Raw genomic sequence first — 14,993 nt, 5'->3', positions numbered from 1 at the left:
TTTATTTAACGCTTATATATTGCTGCTATGTCCAGCGTTTCCCAATGCGGAAAATGCTTCCGCACTAACGCATTCAACTCCAATTCAAACGCCCGCAATCTCGCCAATTCATCAGCCTCGCCACTCACGCCGTGTGATTCGGCCGCAGCAACAATCATCCCCGCACCGGCGGTCGCGTTGGATAGCCGGTCGATGATGATGAAGTTGCCGGTGCCGCGGCAGGCGGTGTAGGGATCGAAGACCACCGGGGCGTTGGTTTCGATGGTGACGAGGGCGATTTCGTTCAGTTGCAGCGAATCGGCGCTGGCTTTATCCAGCGTATTCACGTCGATGCGATGCTCGATGCGGCTGACGCGGCCGTAGACGCTCTTGCCGCCGAGTTTGAACTGGTATTCCTTGCCGACCAGCAGCGGGGCTTCGTTCATCCACACCACATGAGCGCTGAAGGCCTGGGCGACGGTCGGTTGCACGTCGCAGGCGCGCACCAGCAGATCGCCACGGCTGACGTCGATTTCGTCTTCCAGCGTCAGCGTGATCGCCTGGCCGGCGAAGGCGGCGGCTTGTTCGCCCTCGTAAGTGACGATGGCCTTGACCTTGGACGACTTGCCCGACGGCAGCGCGATCACTTCATCGCCGGGCACGATGTGGCCGGCGGCGATGGTGCCGCAGAAGCCGCGGAAGTCGAGGTTGGGGCGGTTGACGTATTGCACCGGCAGCCGGAAGGCATCGAGCTGGGCGTCGCGGTTCACTTCGACGCTTTCCAGCAACTGCATCAGCGTTTCGCCGCCGTACCACGGCGTTTTGTCGCTGGCGTTCACCACGTTATCGCCGCGCAGCGCCGAGATTGGCACGAAGCGCACATCGGCGATGTTCAGCTCTTGGGTGAAGGCGAGGTATTCGCGGCGGATTTCATCGAAGCGCGCTTCGGCGAAATCGACCAGATCCATCTTGTTGACCGCGACCACCACGTGCTGAATGCCAAGCAGCGAGACGATATTGCTGTGGCGGCGCGTCTGCGTCTGCACGCCGTAGCGCGCGTCGATGAGGATGATCGCCAGATCGCAGGTCGATGCGCCGGTGGCCATATTGCGCGTGTACTGCTCGTGCCCCGGGCAATCGGCGATGATGAATTTGCGCTTGTCGGTACTGAAGTAGCGATAGGCGACGTCGATGGTGATGCCTTGCTCGCGCTCGGCCTGCAGGCCGTCGACCAGCAGCGCCAGATCGATTTCCTGGTCGGTGGTGTTGTACTTTTGGCTGTCTTTCTGGATCGCCGCGAGCTGGTCTTCAAAGATCAGCTTCGAGTCGTGCAGCAGCCGGCCGATCAAGGTCGATTTGCCGTCGTCGACATTGCCGCAGGTGATGAAGCGCAGCATGTCTTTGTTCTCATGCTGCTTGAGGTAAGCGAGGATGTCGCTGGCGATCAGGTCGGATTGGTGGGACATGGTGTGATCTCGCGTAGGGTGGGTTAGCCGTCTTGCGGCGTAACCCACCGGGCAATCGTAAGAGTATCGCTGCGGTGGGTTACGGCCTTTGGCCTAACCCACCCTACATTTCTGAGAGCGGCTTCAGGCCAAGGCGTCAGCACCGCAGCCACCGCAACGTACGAAAAGTACCTGAGGATGGCGAGGCGCGCACAACGCCGGCATGGCGCCGCGCAGCAAGTGGATGGGCAAGTTTTAGAAGTAGCCTTCCATCTTTTTCTTCTCCATCGAACCACTGGAATCGTGGTCGATCATCCGGCCCTGGCGCTCGCTGGTGGTTGCCAGCAGCATTTCCTGGATGATTTCCGGCAGCGTCGCGGCGGTGGATTCGACCGCGCCGGTGAGCGGATAACAGCCCAGCGTGCGAAAGCGCACCGATTTGGTGGTGATGCTGGCCTTCTGCTCGGGCGTCAGGTATTCGAGAATGCGGTCGTCGTCGATCATCACCAGCGTGCCGTTCAGGTTCACCACCGGCCGCTCGGCCGAGAAGTACAGCGGCACGATCTCGATGTTTTCGAGATAGATGTATTGCCAGATGTCGAGCTCGGTCCAGTTCGAGATCGGAAACACGCGGATCGATTCACCCTTGTCGATGCGCGAGTTGTAGATGTTCCACAGCTCGGGGCGCTGGCTCTTCGGATCCCAACGGTGATTCTTGTCGCGGAAACTGTAGACGCGCTCCTTGGCACGGCTCTTTTCCTCGTCGCGGCGCGCGCCACCGAAGGCGGCATCGAAGCCGTACTTGTTCAGCGCCTGCTTTAGGCCCTCGGTCTTCATCACGTCGGTGTGCTTGGCGCTGCCGGCGGTGAACGGGTTGATGCCGGCTTTGACGCCTTCCTCGTTCACGTAGGTGATCAGGTTCCAGCCCTCAAGGATCTGCTTTTCGCGCAGCGTGTACATATCGCGGAATTTCCACGTCGTATCCACGTGCATCAGCGGAAACGGCGGCTTGCCCGGCGCGAACGCTTTCTTGGCCAAATGCAGCATCACGGCCGAATCCTTGCCGATCGAATACAGCATCACCGGGTTATCAAACTCGGCGGCGACTTCGCGGATGATGTGGATCGACTCGGCTTCAAGCTGCTTGAGGTGAGTCAGCCTCGCTTCACTTACAAGATTCATGGTGCTCCACGGCGGGCCCATCTCGGGCCGGGACAATACGGATAAGTGTGAATTTACCGTAATAAAACCAGCCCATAAAGAATCGCTGGTTATAAGGATATGGGAAGCGTTATCCCTTGCCTCGTCGGTACGGCGGACAGCAAAAAGCCCGGCAGGGCCGGGCTCTTCGGGGCGAAACACCGCAGTACTTAAACCGCGCTCCAGTTCTTGCCGAGCGGGTTGAAGGTCGGCTTCTGGCCGCCCCACAATTGTTCCAGATCGTAGTAATCGCGTACCGCCGGCAGCATCACGTGCACGACCAGTTCGCCGGCGTCGACCAGTACCCAGTCGCCGTTCTCTTCGCCTTCGGTGCCGACGATGTCGTAACCCTTGCCCTTGAGTTCTTCGCGAACATTATTGGCCAGTGCGCGGACTTGGCGGTTCGAATCGCCGGAGCAGACGACCATGCAGTCGAACAGGTCGGTCAGGTCGGTGGTGTCGAGGGCGAGGATTTCCTTGCCCTTGATGTCTTCGAGCGCGGCGACGGCAACGTCGCGCATCGCTTGGGTAAATTCGTTCATGTTGTTCCTAAGGTGGATGCTGGTAGAGGCCGCTGGCGGCGAGTTCGTCTGCAATCGGCGTCAGTGCCGATATGTCGTCGCCATTCGCCAGCTTTGCGCGTAGTTCGGTCGACGAAATCGTCGTCAGCGGGCTCGGTAATCGGCTGATTTTACCGCGAGCCAGCGCTTCGGGTGCGGCTGTTACCAGCCGTTTGGCATATTCACGGCCAATTTCGCCGGATAAGCGGCCAAAATCAAAGCCCGGCCGTGGCGCGACCACGAGGTGGCCGAGATCCAGCAGTGCCTGCCAGCGGTGCCAAGCGGGCAGATCGGCGAGCGAATCGGCACCGATCAGCCACACCAGCAAGGTGTCCGGATACTCGGCCTGCAGCTCGGTCAGCGTGTCGACGGTGTAGCAGTAACCATCGCGGCGGATCTCTCGGTCGTCGGCGGTGAGACCGGATTCACCGGCCAGCGCCAGCTTTACCCAGTCAAAACGCTGCTGCGGCGAAATGCGCGAGGCGGCGCGATGCGGCGGCAGGCCGGTCGGGATCAGCCTGACCTCGGGCAGCGCAAAGGTATCGCGCAGGCAGCGCGCGAACGCGAGGTGGCCGTTGTGGATCGGGTCGAAGCTGCCGCCGTAGATGCCGAGTGTTTTCATCGTTGTCATTAAAGCAAACGGCCCGCCGCGTGGACGGGCCGTTGCGTGTCGATCTGGCTTAAACGCGGATTTCGCCGTCGCCGAGCACGATCCACTTCTCGCTGGTCAGCCCTTCAAGGCCGACCGGGCCGCGGGCGTGGATCTTGTCGGTCGAGATGCCGATTTCGGCGCCGAGGCCGTACTCGAAGCCGTCGGCAAAACGGGTCGAGGCGTTGACCATCACCGAGGCCGAATCGACTTCGCGCAGGAAGCGCCGCGATTTGGTGTAGTTCTCGGTGACGATGGCATCGGTGTGGTGCGAGCCATAGGTGTTGATATGGTCGATCGCTTCGTCCAGATCGGCGACGATCTTGATCGCCAGAATCGGTGCCAGATATTCGGTGCGCCAGTCTTCCTCGGTCGCGACCAAGGCGTCGGGCAGGATGTCGCGGGTCTTGGCGCAGCCGCGCAGCTCGACGCCCTTGGCGCGGTAGATTTCGGCCAGCGGCGGCAGGATCAGCTCGGCAACGGTGTCGTTCACCAGCAGCGTCTCCATCGTGTTGCACGGCGCGTAACGGTGGGTCTTGGCGTTGTCGGCGATGCGGATGGCTTTTTCCGGATCGGCTTCGTCGTCGATATACACATGACAAATGCCGTCCAGATGCTTGATCACCGGCACGCGTGCGTCGGCGGCGATCCGGGCGATCAGGCTCTTGCCGCCACGCGGCACGATCACGTCGACGAATTCGGTCATGGTGATCAGCTCGCCCACGGCGGCGCGATCGGGGGTTTCGACGATCTGCACCGCCGCGGCCGGCAGGCCGGCGGTTTCCAGACCTTCCTTGACCAGTTTGGCTATCGCCTGATTGCAGTGAAATGCTTCACGGCCGCCGCGCAGGATGGTGGCGTTGCCGGATTTGATGCACAGGCCGGCCGCATCGGCGGTGACGTTCGGGCGGGCTTCGTAAATGATGCCGATCACGCCCAGCGGCACGCGCATCTTGCCGACCTGGATGCCGCTCGGCCGGTACTTGAAGTCGCCCATATTGCCGATCGGATCGGGCAGCGCGGCGATCTGCCGCAGTCCCTCGGCCATGGTGGCGATGGTTTTGTCGGTCAGCTGCAGCCGGTCGAGCAGCGCGGCATCAAGGCCATCGGCGCGCGCTTGCGCCATATCGCGCGCATTGGCGGCGAGCAGGTCGGCGGCATCACGCACCACCGCGTCGGCGATCGCGTTCAGCGCTGCGTTCTTGGCGCCGGTATTGGCCTTGGCCATGGCGCGGCTGGCGGCACGCGCCTGGCGGCCGACTTCGTGCATATAGCTTTTGATATCCATCGTATCCATCGCGACACACTCCAATCGAATCGGTCCATTCTACCGAAAACCGCGTTTGGCAGCCCGTCCCGGACGTCGAGCATCGCACGAGGCCGGGATGCGCGGGCGTCGCCTCCGAATCGGCTCAGGGGCGTTCGGGCAGTTGCAGCACGGTCACGGCGACGTTGTCGGCCTTCTTGCGGTTGAACCAGTCCGGCGCCGAGCTTTGCACCGCGATCAGTTGCGGGCCGTCGGCGGTGTCGATGAACAGCGGCGAGCCCGAGTCGCCCGAGAGCGTGTCGCAACGATGATAGAGCGTGTTGTTGCTGCGGAAGCGCGTGATGCGGCAGCCGCGATGCGCGGTGAGGATATCGTCGTGGTCTTCGGCGAATCCGGCTTGCGTGGCTTTGTTGCCGGCGGTTTTGAGTGCTTGCGCCAGTGTCTGGCGATCGCCGTTGAACAGCGGGATCGGTGCCGGTGCGGCACCGTCGGCGCGTTCGAGCTTGAGCCAGGCGATATCGTAGCGCGCGGCCGAAGGTTCGATGTAAACGTCATCACCCTTGTAGACGAGGCCGGCACGGAATTTGGGGTGGAACACCTGATCGACGACGCGATAACGCGCTTGGTATTTGCCCTTGTGGAAACCGGCCTTGAACCAGCGGCCGGCGTCGAGCTTGCCCTTGTCCATCAGGAAGCAATGCGCGGCGGTGACGGCGAGATCGGGTGCGACCAGCGTGGCGGTACAGGTGCTGGCGGCGCGGGTTTCAAGCTGGCCGATCGCGGCGTACGGCGCGGCATAAGGCGCGGCGATGGCGACGCGGTTGTCCTGGCCGAAGAACAGCGCCTTGTACTCACTGTTCTGGTCGGCGTGCGCGGTGAGGCTGAGTGTGCTCAGCAGGAGAAAAACGAGGGAACGCAAGATCTGCAATCCTGAAAATGCAAAAAACGGGAACAGTGTCCCCGTTTTTTTTAGCTGATGCGAGCCAGTATTACTTGGCTGCAGCTGCCGAAGCGGCCGAAGCTGCCTTCTTGGCTTGAGCCTTTTGCACTGCCGAAGCGGCCGAAGCTGCCTTCTTGGCTTGAGCCTTTTGCACTGCCGAAGCGGTCGAAGCTGCCTTCTTGGCTTGGGCCTTTTGCACTGCCGAAGCGGCCGAAGCTGCCTTCTTGGCTTGAGCCTTTTGCACTGCCGAAGCGGTCGAAGCTGCCTTCTTGGCTTGAGCCTTTTGCACTGCCGAAGCGGTCGAAGCTGCCTTCTTGGCTTGGGCCTTTTGCACTGCCGAAGCGGCCGAAGCTGCCTTCTTGGCTTGAGCCTTTTGCACTGCCGAAGCGGCCGAAGCGGCCGAAGCTGCCTTCTTGGCTTGGGCCTTTTGCACTGCCGAAGCGGCCGAAGCTGCCTTCTTGGCTTGAGCCTTTTGTGCTGCCGAAGCGGTCGAAGCTGCCTTCTTGGCTTGAGCCTTTTGTGCTGCCGAAGCAACCGAAGCGCCCTTCTTGTGGGCGTGCTTTTCAACCTTCACAGCCTTGACGCTGGAAGCCGGCGAAGCATTAGCAGCGATGCCAGCGGCGGCGGCAGTAGCGAACACACCAGCAACGAGAACGGCGATCAGTTTTTTCATGATGATTGTTTCCAAGTAAGAAGAACACGTCTTGTGTTGGAGGCGATTATCAGAAAACCGGCTTACAAGGTCGATGCGCGCTTGGTAGCGACGTGTAACGCCGTGTACGTGGCGTGAGCTGGAAAGATGATGGATAGCGGGCGAGCGGCTGGCTAGAGCTTGCCGGCATCACGCAGTGTCGTCGGCCACGACAGCAGCAGGCGGGCGCCGCCGAGCGGTGCATCCTCGATACGCAGTTCGCCGCCATGGCCGCGCATGATCATCGCGACGATGGCCAGCCCCAGGCCGAAGCCGCCGCTGCTGCGGTTGCGGCTGCCTTCGAGCCGCTCGAAGGCCTTGACCAGCCGTGCGCGCGCTTCCTGCGGGATGCCCGGGCCGTCGTCATCGACGATCAATTGCGCGATGCCGTCGGCCCAGGCCAGCGTGACCTCGACGCGGCCGCCGCCGTAGCGCCGGGCATTGCTGACCAGATTGCCGAGCGCGCGTGACAGGTAGTAACTATCCGCTGCCAGCCACGGTGCCTTGACCGGTGTCGCGTTGATCAGCGGAATGGCGTTGCCCGAGACGCTGAGTTCGTCGAGCTGGCGCGACAGCCACGGCAGGATTTCCAGCGGCTGCAACTCCATCGAAAGCTTGCTGGCTTCGAGGCTGCGCAAGGTCAGCCATTCCTCGATCAGCGCGTCGATATTGTCGAGGTCGCGGTTCATGCCTGCGGCGATGTCGTCGCTGCCGGCGCCGGCCTTCAGCGCCTCCAGCCGGTAGCGCAGTCGTGCCAGCGGGGTGCGCAGATCGTGCGAAATCGCATCGATCATCGCCTGCCGGCTGGCCGACAGTTCCTCGACATCGTGCGCCATCCGGTTGAAGGTCGCCCCTAGCGGCGCCAGCGGCGAGGCTTCATCGAGCGAGACGCGCACGCTGAAGTCGCCGGTGCCGACCTTGCGGCTCTGGCGGATCATCGCCAGCAAATCGCGCCAGAACGGCCGCAGCCACAGCCAGGTCGGCAGGCCCAGCGCCAGGCACATCAGCGCCAGCGCGACGATGTCGGGCCAGGAAATATTGTCGAGCCGCTCCAGATACGACACCGGGCCGAGTACCACCATCAGATCGGTTCTGGGGATGCGGTGCAGATAGAACCCGGCATCGGCGACCAGAATGATGTCGCCCGACGCGAGCGCGACGCGGTTGTCCGGGCTGAGGACGTAGGCGTCGAGCGCCTCGACCTGTACCGGCACCGGCAACTTGCCGCGCAGCCGGCTGATCTCGTCGTGCCACAGGGATTGCGGCAGATCACCGAGTTCTTCTTCGATGATGGTGATCGTCGACTGGAAAATATCGGTCAGATAGCGCTCGTTGGTGCGCTCGATCATGTGCTTGTAGAACGAGCCGACCAACAGGGCGGCGGCGAGGAAGCAGATGACGACGGTTAGGTAGAAGCGCAAAAATAGCTTACGCATTACTCATTCCATCGTGCTCTCGGCTGCGCATCTTGTCAGCGCGGTTGTGTGCTGTCGTCGCTGCGCGTTCACGGCCGAATGCGCTGCGGAAGATCACTCGCCGTTGTTCGTTGGGGCGAACAGGTTCGCTGCGCGACGCAGTATCGGGACGAGCGAGCCGGTTTGCGACAAGGAGGCAGCACCGCAGCAGCCGGAATGGGCTGTTTGCCCATGAGGACTGCGAGGAGCGCCCGACGCAGTGGCAAGCCGGCGTAGCCGTCCGTGCCACTACTCTTGCCACCAGATGTCGGTGGCGAAGAGGTAGCCCTTGTGACGGATGGTCTTGATCTTGCGTGGCTCGTGCGGATCGTCGTCGAGCTTTTTGCGCAGCCGCGAGATCGCCACGTCGATGCTGCGATCGAGCCCGTCGTAGTCGATGCCGCGCAGCTTCTTCAGCAGGTGATCGCGCGAGAGGATGTCGCCGGCGTGGCTGGACAGCTCCCACAACAGGTCGAAATCGCCGGTCGACAGCCCCAGCGGCTCGCCCTGATAGTTGGCGGTGCGGTTGCGCAGATCGACGGTGAGCTTGCCGAAATTCAGCGTGCTGCGCTCGCCGGCCGCGGCCGGGGCGGCGGTGAGCTGGGTCGACGATGGCGTGCTGCGCAGATGGGCGCGAATCCGCGCCAGCAGCACCGCCGGCGGCGTGGTTTTGACCACGTAGTCGGACGCGCCGATCTCGAAGCCGAGGATCTGGTTCATATCGCTATTGAGCGAGGTCAGGATCACCACCGGGCCGGTGTAGAACTCGCGCAGCTCGCGGCAGATCGTCAGCCCGTCCTTGCCGGGCAGCATCACATCGAGCAGCACCAGCGCCGGCGGGTTGGCCCGGACGCGCTCGATCACGTCGTTGCCGTCGGCGACGTGATCGACCTCGAATTCGAACGAGCGCAAAAAACCGCCGATCAGGCCGGCAAGTTCGAGATCATCCTCGACGAACAGTATGGTTTGGGTCATGCGGACATCCTTGGTGCATCCCGCCGCGGCAGGGTGAACCCCCGGCGGCGCGTGCCGACGAGTTTACCGCAGCATGAAGGTCTCGTACTCAAGCCGATCCAGCTTGCGGTTGAGCAAAAGCAAACCCGTGGTCACGGTTAGCAGCAGCGCCAGCGCAAAACCGTAGCCGTACCAGCTGGAGCCGAGCTGGATCGACAGCCAGCTGAGGACGGCGTTGGCGACGACGAACAGCGCGGTCAGCCCGAGCACGATGCGCCGGGCATCGAGGTAGAAGAACACGTTCAGCACCGCCAGCAGCGCCACCTGCAGGCCGGCGGCGAAAACGTCGACGTACAGCAGCGGCAGGTACAGCGGCGACAGGCCGAGCCAGGCGAAAATCTCGCCGGCGAGCATATAGGTGACCAGCATCGCCAGCCCCTGGATCTTGGCGATCTCGGCCAGGCCCTGGCGGATCGAGAACACCATCTCGTTGCGGTAGGTTTCCAGTTGTTCAAGCGAGCCGCCTTCGCGCACCGCGTCGAAAAAGCGGTTGTAGTAGTCGACGAAATCGGTTTCGATCCGCACCAGAAACACCGCCATGCCGGGAATGATCGACAGGTAGGCGAGGAAGATCGGGAAATCGTAGATCGGCGATGCGCGCAGCGGGCCGATGACCGCCTGACTGGTGCCCGGGTGGATCCAGAAAATGAACTTGTCCAGCCAGATGCCGAGGTTGTAGAAAAGACCGGTGAGGATCAGCGCCGGATACATCTGGCCGCGGCGCATGAACTGCAGCGAGATCAGTTGTCGGGACGGATAGTTCTGCCACACCAGAAACCACAGCCCACCGGCGAGCAGTGTATGCCCGGCGACAAAACCGGCAAGCAGGCCCTGCATTCCCCATGGTCGCAGCCACAGCGCGATGATCACGGTGGCGCCATAGCCAAGCGCGAACACCAGCACGATAGCGAGATAGCGCTTCATGCCCGACAGGAAGACTGCGGCAATCCAGATCAGGCAGAGCAGTACAAAGCCGTTGAACATCAGCAAGCGGTAGCCGATCGGCTCGTGCGCGAACGCGGTGAAGCACAGTGCCAGCGCCAGCGTACCGGCCACGAGCAGGGTGACGAACTGGGCGCCGACAAAGTTGGGCAGCACCTGATCGTCCAGTTTGCGGTACAGCTGGTCGGCGATGTAGCGGGTGAAGGCCAGCTGCAAGGGGCCGGTAACGATGAGGCTGGCGGCGAGCAGCCAGGTCACCGAGACCTGGAACTGTTCGATGGCGATTTTCGGGATCACCACCGTCAGTCTGAGCAGACCGATCAGCTGTACGCCGATGATGGACAGAATCCACGGCCCGGCGCTGATCAGCCCGGCGTAGGCATAGGCCTGCAGCTGGCCGAGGTAGCTTTCTCGGCGCAGCAATCTGCGCAATTCGAAGCCGATTCCCGCCATCAGGCCATCTCCACGACAAGGGCGGGCCGGTACAGCTCGCGATAGCTGGCGAACATCTGCGTCTGGGTGTAATAGCGTTCAACCCGGGCGATGGCAGCCGCTTGTGCCGGATGCCAGTGTTCGGGTTCGAGCAGCTTAAGTGCGGCCTCGGCCAGTGCTTGCGGGTCGGCAACGCCAACGATGCGGCCCGATGCGCCGAGTGCTTCATCCTCGACACCGTGGCCGTACACCAGTTGCCGGCAAGCGCCGACGTCGGTCGACATCGCCGGCACGCCGGCGGCGTAGCCTTCCAGCAGCACCAGCGGCAGCGCTTCGGAAATCGAGCTGAGTACGACGACGCCGATCTTCGGCAGTAGTGCGTCGATGCGCTGGAAGCCGAGGAAATGGACCTTGTCGGCGAGACCAAGGCTGACCGCGAGTTCGTGGCATTCGCGGGCGTATTCGGGGGCCTCGTCCTCGGGGCCGGCGATCCACGCTTCGGCGTCGGGGCGACGATTCACCACGGTGCGCATGGCGCGGATGAAGGTTTTGACATCCTTGATCGGCACGACCCGGCCGATCAGGCACAGCACCGGTGGAATCGTATCGCCGCGTTGCGCGCGCAGCGGTGCGAGCCGCTCGAGGTCGATGCCGTTCGGCACCAAACGGGTGCGGGCGGCATCGGCGCCGTCGCGGATCTGCCGCTGCCGGTTGGTTTCGTACAGCGCGACGATCTCGTCGGCGGCTTTGTAGCACTGCCGGCCGATTTGCTCGAAAAAGCGGATCCACAGTTCGCGGAAGTAGCCGATGCGGCTGGCTTCACGCTCGAATACGTTGCGGTTGTCGCGGATCCACTCGTTCTGATACAGATCGATCTTGCGCTCCTTGGTGTAGATGCCGTGCTCCGATAACAGCAGTGGCGTGCCGGTGCGGCGCTTGAGCAGCGCACCAAGAAAGCCGGCGTAGCCGGTCGATACGGTGTGATAGAGCCTGGCCGGTGGCAGCCGCCCGGCGATATCGGCCAGCAGCCAGATCGGCGCGTGCATGGCGCGGATGGTCCAGAAGTAGTCGACGAAAGACGGGTCGGTCGAGTGCAAGCGGTACTGCTCGCAGATGTAATGCCACGCCGCTTTGCTGAAGAGGAAGTCTCGCCGGGCCATCAGGCCGTCGAACAGGCGTTCCAGCATTTTTTCGACCGCTTCGGGCGAGGTATCCAGATCGTTGGGGGTACGAAAGTGCGCGTGCGCCTTGGCGATGATCTCGAACTCGGCCGTGTCGCCATGGCGCGCATGCGGTTGCTCGTTGTCGCGGACGTCGTGCAAGTAATGGCAACTCAGCCAGATGACGTTATCGGGCAGCGTGTATTGCATTTCGCCGTAATCCTGGCGGCGGCTGCCGAGAAAAACGATGCCGAAACTGAGCTCGGGAAAGCCGCAGATGATCTGCCTGACCCAGCTGGATACCCCGCCGCTGACATAGGGAAAAGTGCCTTCGAGCAAAAGGCAGACATCGACGGCTTGACGGGGATGGTCGGTGATCATTGGCGGCTCCAGTAGCGCATGACCGGCTGCAAGGTATCGTTGGCGTGCAGCAGCTTGAGGCTGGAAAACAGCGAACGCATCGCCGCGAAGTCCCGGCGGGCGTAGGCGAGTTCGGCCAGATAGGGAAGCAGTTTCACCTGGGGATAACCGAGGGCGCCGGCGGTTTCGAAAGCTTCGCGCGCCTGCGCAAGATCGCCGTTGCCGAGCGCGAACTTGCCGCGCAGCACCCACAGATCGGCTTCGTGCGGCTGCGCGCCCTGCGCTTCGTCCAGATAGCGTTTGACCTCGCCCAGTGCGAAATCGCGCACGTCTCCTTGCGCCAGATCGTGATAGATCAGTTCCCAGTACAAAAAGGCCAGCACGCGCGCGGCGCTGAAGGAACCGACGCGATGGCGTTCGAGCGCGGCATTGATCTGCTTGTCGAGGCGTTTTTCCTCGCTTTCTAGCATGCCGTAGGCCAGCAAGCGCAAGTCTTCTTCCGGATCGTCGAGCAGATCGCGCAGCAGTTCGCTGGCATGGCGGGTTGGTATTGATTTGAGTGTCAGCAGCGCCGATAGCCGTGCTTCCGGCTGGGTGTGCGGATCGGCCAGGCGCATGCGTACGCCGCCCATACCGTAGCTGATGGTGCGGCGATTGCGGGTGGTGAACACCGGCGCCGGCAGGATGCGGAACGGCGGGGGCGCGGCGGTGTGGCGCTGGCGTACGCCCAGCCATGCGGCGAAGCTCAGGCTGGGCAGGCCCACGGCCGGCAGCAGCACCGCGGCGGTCAGCAGCAAGGCCAGCGTCAGCCGGTACGGACGTCGTTGGGCGGCGGGAATCAAGTACCCTGCCAGCAGGATTTCGGCGCTGGCGATCGTGGCGTGCAGCCACAGCGCGGCATGCGTGATCTGTTCGCCTTGGGCGGCGTGGATCAGCACGCCCAGATTGACCGCCGGCAGGAACAGCCAGAGCAGCAGGCTGGCGGCGATGTTCACGCGGCCACCTTTTCCGGCTGAGACACGATGCTGCGGTTCTCGCGTAGCAGGCCCTGAAGCTGGATCCATGCGTCCGGCTTGGACAGGGTGACGCTGTGGTAGCTGATTCCGGCTTGCGCCAGCGTTTTGCCGAAGCGTTCCCGGATCAGCGTCTCGACCCGGGCGATATAGCCATCGACCACCTTGACCGTCGACAGCGGCATCAGTGTGATCAGCGCGTGGGTCGGCTGGTTTTCGATCGCCCAGATCTGATCGAGCCCGCGCTGGCTGCGCAAGACCGCATTGAAAATATCGTGTTGCTGGGCGCTGCTGCGAAAGAACTGCACAACGATGGTGCTGGTCAGGCCGCTTTCGCGCTGGACGCGCTGCAAATTGAAGAGCTCATAGGCAAAGCTGGCCGGGCAATCGGGTAGCGCTTCGAGCAAGGGGGCCGCCAGCTTGCGCACCGAGACCTGCTCGGCATAGTAGGCCGACAGCACCGAGATCATTTGCAGCGTGTCGTCATTGAGTGCAAAAAAGGGCATGCGCTTGATCGCGAGCACGCCAAGCGTCGTGCCGACGCTGTTGCGCAGCGGTACGGCGACCAGTAGTTCGGTTTCGGTACTCTCCAGCGTTTCGGTCTGGATATGGCAAAGCGCGCGATGGCGGATGGCGTAGACAAGCAGGGCGTCGTCGCAGCGGTAGTGAGGATCGTTGCCGATCAGTGCTGCCGGCGCTTCAACGAGTTTGCCGTTGCGCCATTCAAACAGCGCCGCGGCTTCGAGCTGGCAGAACTGCGCCATGAAGTCGAGAAACGCCTGACCGACCGGCAGCCCGCCCCGGCTGTGGTTTTCATCGAGCAGGCCGCGTAGTCGTGCCAGCGCATCACGCAAGGTGACCGGTCGGCTGATGAGATTCTGCTCCAGCCGTTCGTGCGACAGCCGCAGCAGATGATGCTGGCGCGCGAGCCGGTCGAACCGCTCGTCGAGATAGAGGTTCAGCTCCTCGACCCGGCGTACCCGGGTGCGCCAAGCGCTGCAGTACTGGCCGGCGATCATGACCATGATCAAGCCGCCGATGAAGTAGCCGGGTGGAACGGGGGCGCCACGAACGAGTATCGGCCAACAGACCAGCAATACGGCCGATGCTGCCAGGCCCGGCAGCATGCCGTAGCGCAAGGTCACCAGCAGTGGCGCCAGCCATAACCATGGAAAGGTCGCGGTCACGCCATAGGGATCGGCGGGCCAGAAGTAAACACCAAGGGCGAGCGCGATGGCCGGCATCGCGACCGCTTCGGTCCAGTGCCACCATGGCTGGCGAGCCTGGACGAGGTGCGCCTGCCACTCCCAGTTAGCGAGTTTCAGCACCGGTATGCTCCGACAATGGCAAGCCGTTGATGAGATTGCGCATCAGCTTTTGCGCCACCGCCGCGAGGCTTTCGCGCGAGAAGCCGCTTTTGCCGCCGACGCCGCTCCAGACGACCTGGCCGGTTTGCAGGTCCCAGACGCTCAGGCTCAGGCCCACCGCCGGTTCGCCGTCGATACCGACCTTGTAGCGCCATTCGTCGACGCTGCCGCCGATGGCGTAACGCAGGCCTTCCTCCTTGGCCCAGTTGCGCGCGGCGTCGAGCGTCGCGCGCTCGTCCGGTGCCAGCATGGTGTCCTTCGACAGGCTGCTCGGATAAGGGCGCAAATCGCTCAAGCCGCGCTGGTGCAGCAAGGGCTGGAGGATGGCTTCGGCGCGCAGGCCGGCCAGCGGGGTTTCGGTGTGATTGACGATGGGCAGCATCGCCCATTGCGCCTTGGCCGGCAGCGGTGCGCTTGTCGAGACGTCGACGACGGCACAGGCCGACAGGCCCAACATCAGGCACAGTGCCGCCAGCCGGCCAAGCAGGGAAACGGTGAGTCTTTGCATGATGGTCCTCGT

14 protein-coding genes are annotated in these 14,993 nt (G+C 62.8%); all 14 read right to left on the bottom strand.

The genetic code is table 11. From position 1 onward, the window contains the following. Window positions 1–5: 5 nt before the first annotated feature. Window positions 6–1,445, bottom strand: coding sequence for a sulfate adenylyltransferase subunit CysN (gene cysN, locus JLC71_RS12625; protein ID WP_200915817.1), 1,440 nt, complete (start codon window positions 1,443–1,445; stop codon window positions 6–8). 234 nt (window positions 1,446–1,679) lie between these two features. Next, the gene (gene cysD, locus JLC71_RS12620; protein ID WP_200915816.1) at window positions 1,680–2,606 is read right to left on the bottom strand and encodes a sulfate adenylyltransferase subunit CysD; all 927 of its coding nucleotides are present in this window, start codon (window positions 2,604–2,606) and stop codon (window positions 1,680–1,682) included. A 188-nt stretch (window positions 2,607–2,794) separates the two neighbouring features. Then, window positions 2,795–3,166: a ribosome silencing factor gene (gene rsfS, locus JLC71_RS12615; RefSeq protein WP_200915815.1), complete on the bottom strand. Its 372-nt coding sequence runs from the start codon at window positions 3,164–3,166 to the stop codon at window positions 2,795–2,797. A gap of 7 nt (window positions 3,167–3,173) precedes the next feature. Beyond that, on the bottom strand, window positions 3,174–3,806 hold the full coding sequence (gene nadD / locus JLC71_RS12610; RefSeq protein ID WP_200915814.1) for a nicotinate-nucleotide adenylyltransferase: 633 nt from the start codon (window positions 3,804–3,806) through the stop codon (window positions 3,174–3,176). A 58-nt stretch (window positions 3,807–3,864) separates the two neighbouring features. After that, window positions 3,865–5,121, bottom strand: a complete 1,257-nt coding sequence (locus tag JLC71_RS12605) for a glutamate-5-semialdehyde dehydrogenase (protein ID WP_200918356.1) — start codon at window positions 5,119–5,121, stop codon at window positions 3,865–3,867. A gap of 124 nt (window positions 5,122–5,245) precedes the next feature. After that, a complete protein-coding gene (locus JLC71_RS12600; protein WP_200915813.1) occupies window positions 5,246–6,019 on the bottom strand; it encodes a trypsin-like serine peptidase in 774 nt (257 codons plus the stop codon). Window positions 6,020–6,089: 70 nt separating this feature from the next. Continuing rightward, window positions 6,090–6,713, bottom strand: a complete 624-nt coding sequence (locus tag JLC71_RS12595; RefSeq protein WP_200915812.1) for a hypothetical protein — start codon at window positions 6,711–6,713, stop codon at window positions 6,090–6,092. Between the two features lie 152 nt (window positions 6,714–6,865). Further along, window positions 6,866–8,167 carry an ATP-binding protein gene (locus tag JLC71_RS12590; protein ID WP_200915811.1) on the bottom strand — a complete coding sequence of 434 codons (1,302 nt, stop codon included), beginning with the start codon at window positions 8,165–8,167 and terminating at the stop codon, window positions 6,866–6,868. 267 nt (window positions 8,168–8,434) lie between these two features. Then, the gene (gene rstA, locus JLC71_RS12585) at window positions 8,435–9,160 is read right to left on the bottom strand and encodes a two-component system response regulator RstA (RefSeq protein WP_200915810.1); all 726 of its coding nucleotides are present in this window, start codon (window positions 9,158–9,160) and stop codon (window positions 8,435–8,437) included. 63 nt (window positions 9,161–9,223) lie between these two features. After that, a complete protein-coding gene (gene pelG, locus JLC71_RS12580; protein WP_200915809.1) occupies window positions 9,224–10,594 on the bottom strand; it encodes an exopolysaccharide Pel transporter PelG in 1,371 nt (456 codons plus the stop codon). Next, window positions 10,594–12,114: a GT4 family glycosyltransferase PelF gene (gene pelF / locus JLC71_RS12575; protein ID WP_200915808.1), complete on the bottom strand. Its 1,521-nt coding sequence runs from the start codon at window positions 12,112–12,114 to the stop codon at window positions 10,594–10,596. The genes pelG and pelF overlap by 1 nt, the downstream gene beginning before the upstream one ends. Beyond that, window positions 12,111–13,088, bottom strand: a complete 978-nt coding sequence (locus JLC71_RS12570; protein ID WP_200915807.1) for a tetratricopeptide repeat protein — start codon at window positions 13,086–13,088, stop codon at window positions 12,111–12,113. The genes pelF and JLC71_RS12570 overlap by 4 nt, the downstream gene beginning before the upstream one ends. Then, window positions 13,085–14,434 (bottom strand): PelD GGDEF domain-containing protein, encoded by a 1,350-nt coding sequence (locus JLC71_RS12565; RefSeq protein ID WP_200915806.1) that lies wholly within the window; start codon window positions 14,432–14,434, stop codon window positions 13,085–13,087. The genes JLC71_RS12570 and JLC71_RS12565 overlap by 4 nt, the downstream gene beginning before the upstream one ends. Next, on the bottom strand, window positions 14,418–14,981 hold the full coding sequence (locus JLC71_RS12560; RefSeq protein ID WP_200915805.1) for a hypothetical protein: 564 nt from the start codon (window positions 14,979–14,981) through the stop codon (window positions 14,418–14,420). The genes JLC71_RS12565 and JLC71_RS12560 overlap by 17 nt, the downstream gene beginning before the upstream one ends. Between the last annotated feature and the right edge of the window lie 12 nt (window positions 14,982–14,993).

The sequence above is a fragment of the Jeongeupia sp. HS-3 genome (genome assembly GCF_015140455.1).
Classification (GTDB): Bacteria; Pseudomonadota; Gammaproteobacteria; order Burkholderiales; family Chitinibacteraceae; genus Jeongeupia.
This window is presented reverse-complemented; position numbering and strand designations above follow the sequence as displayed.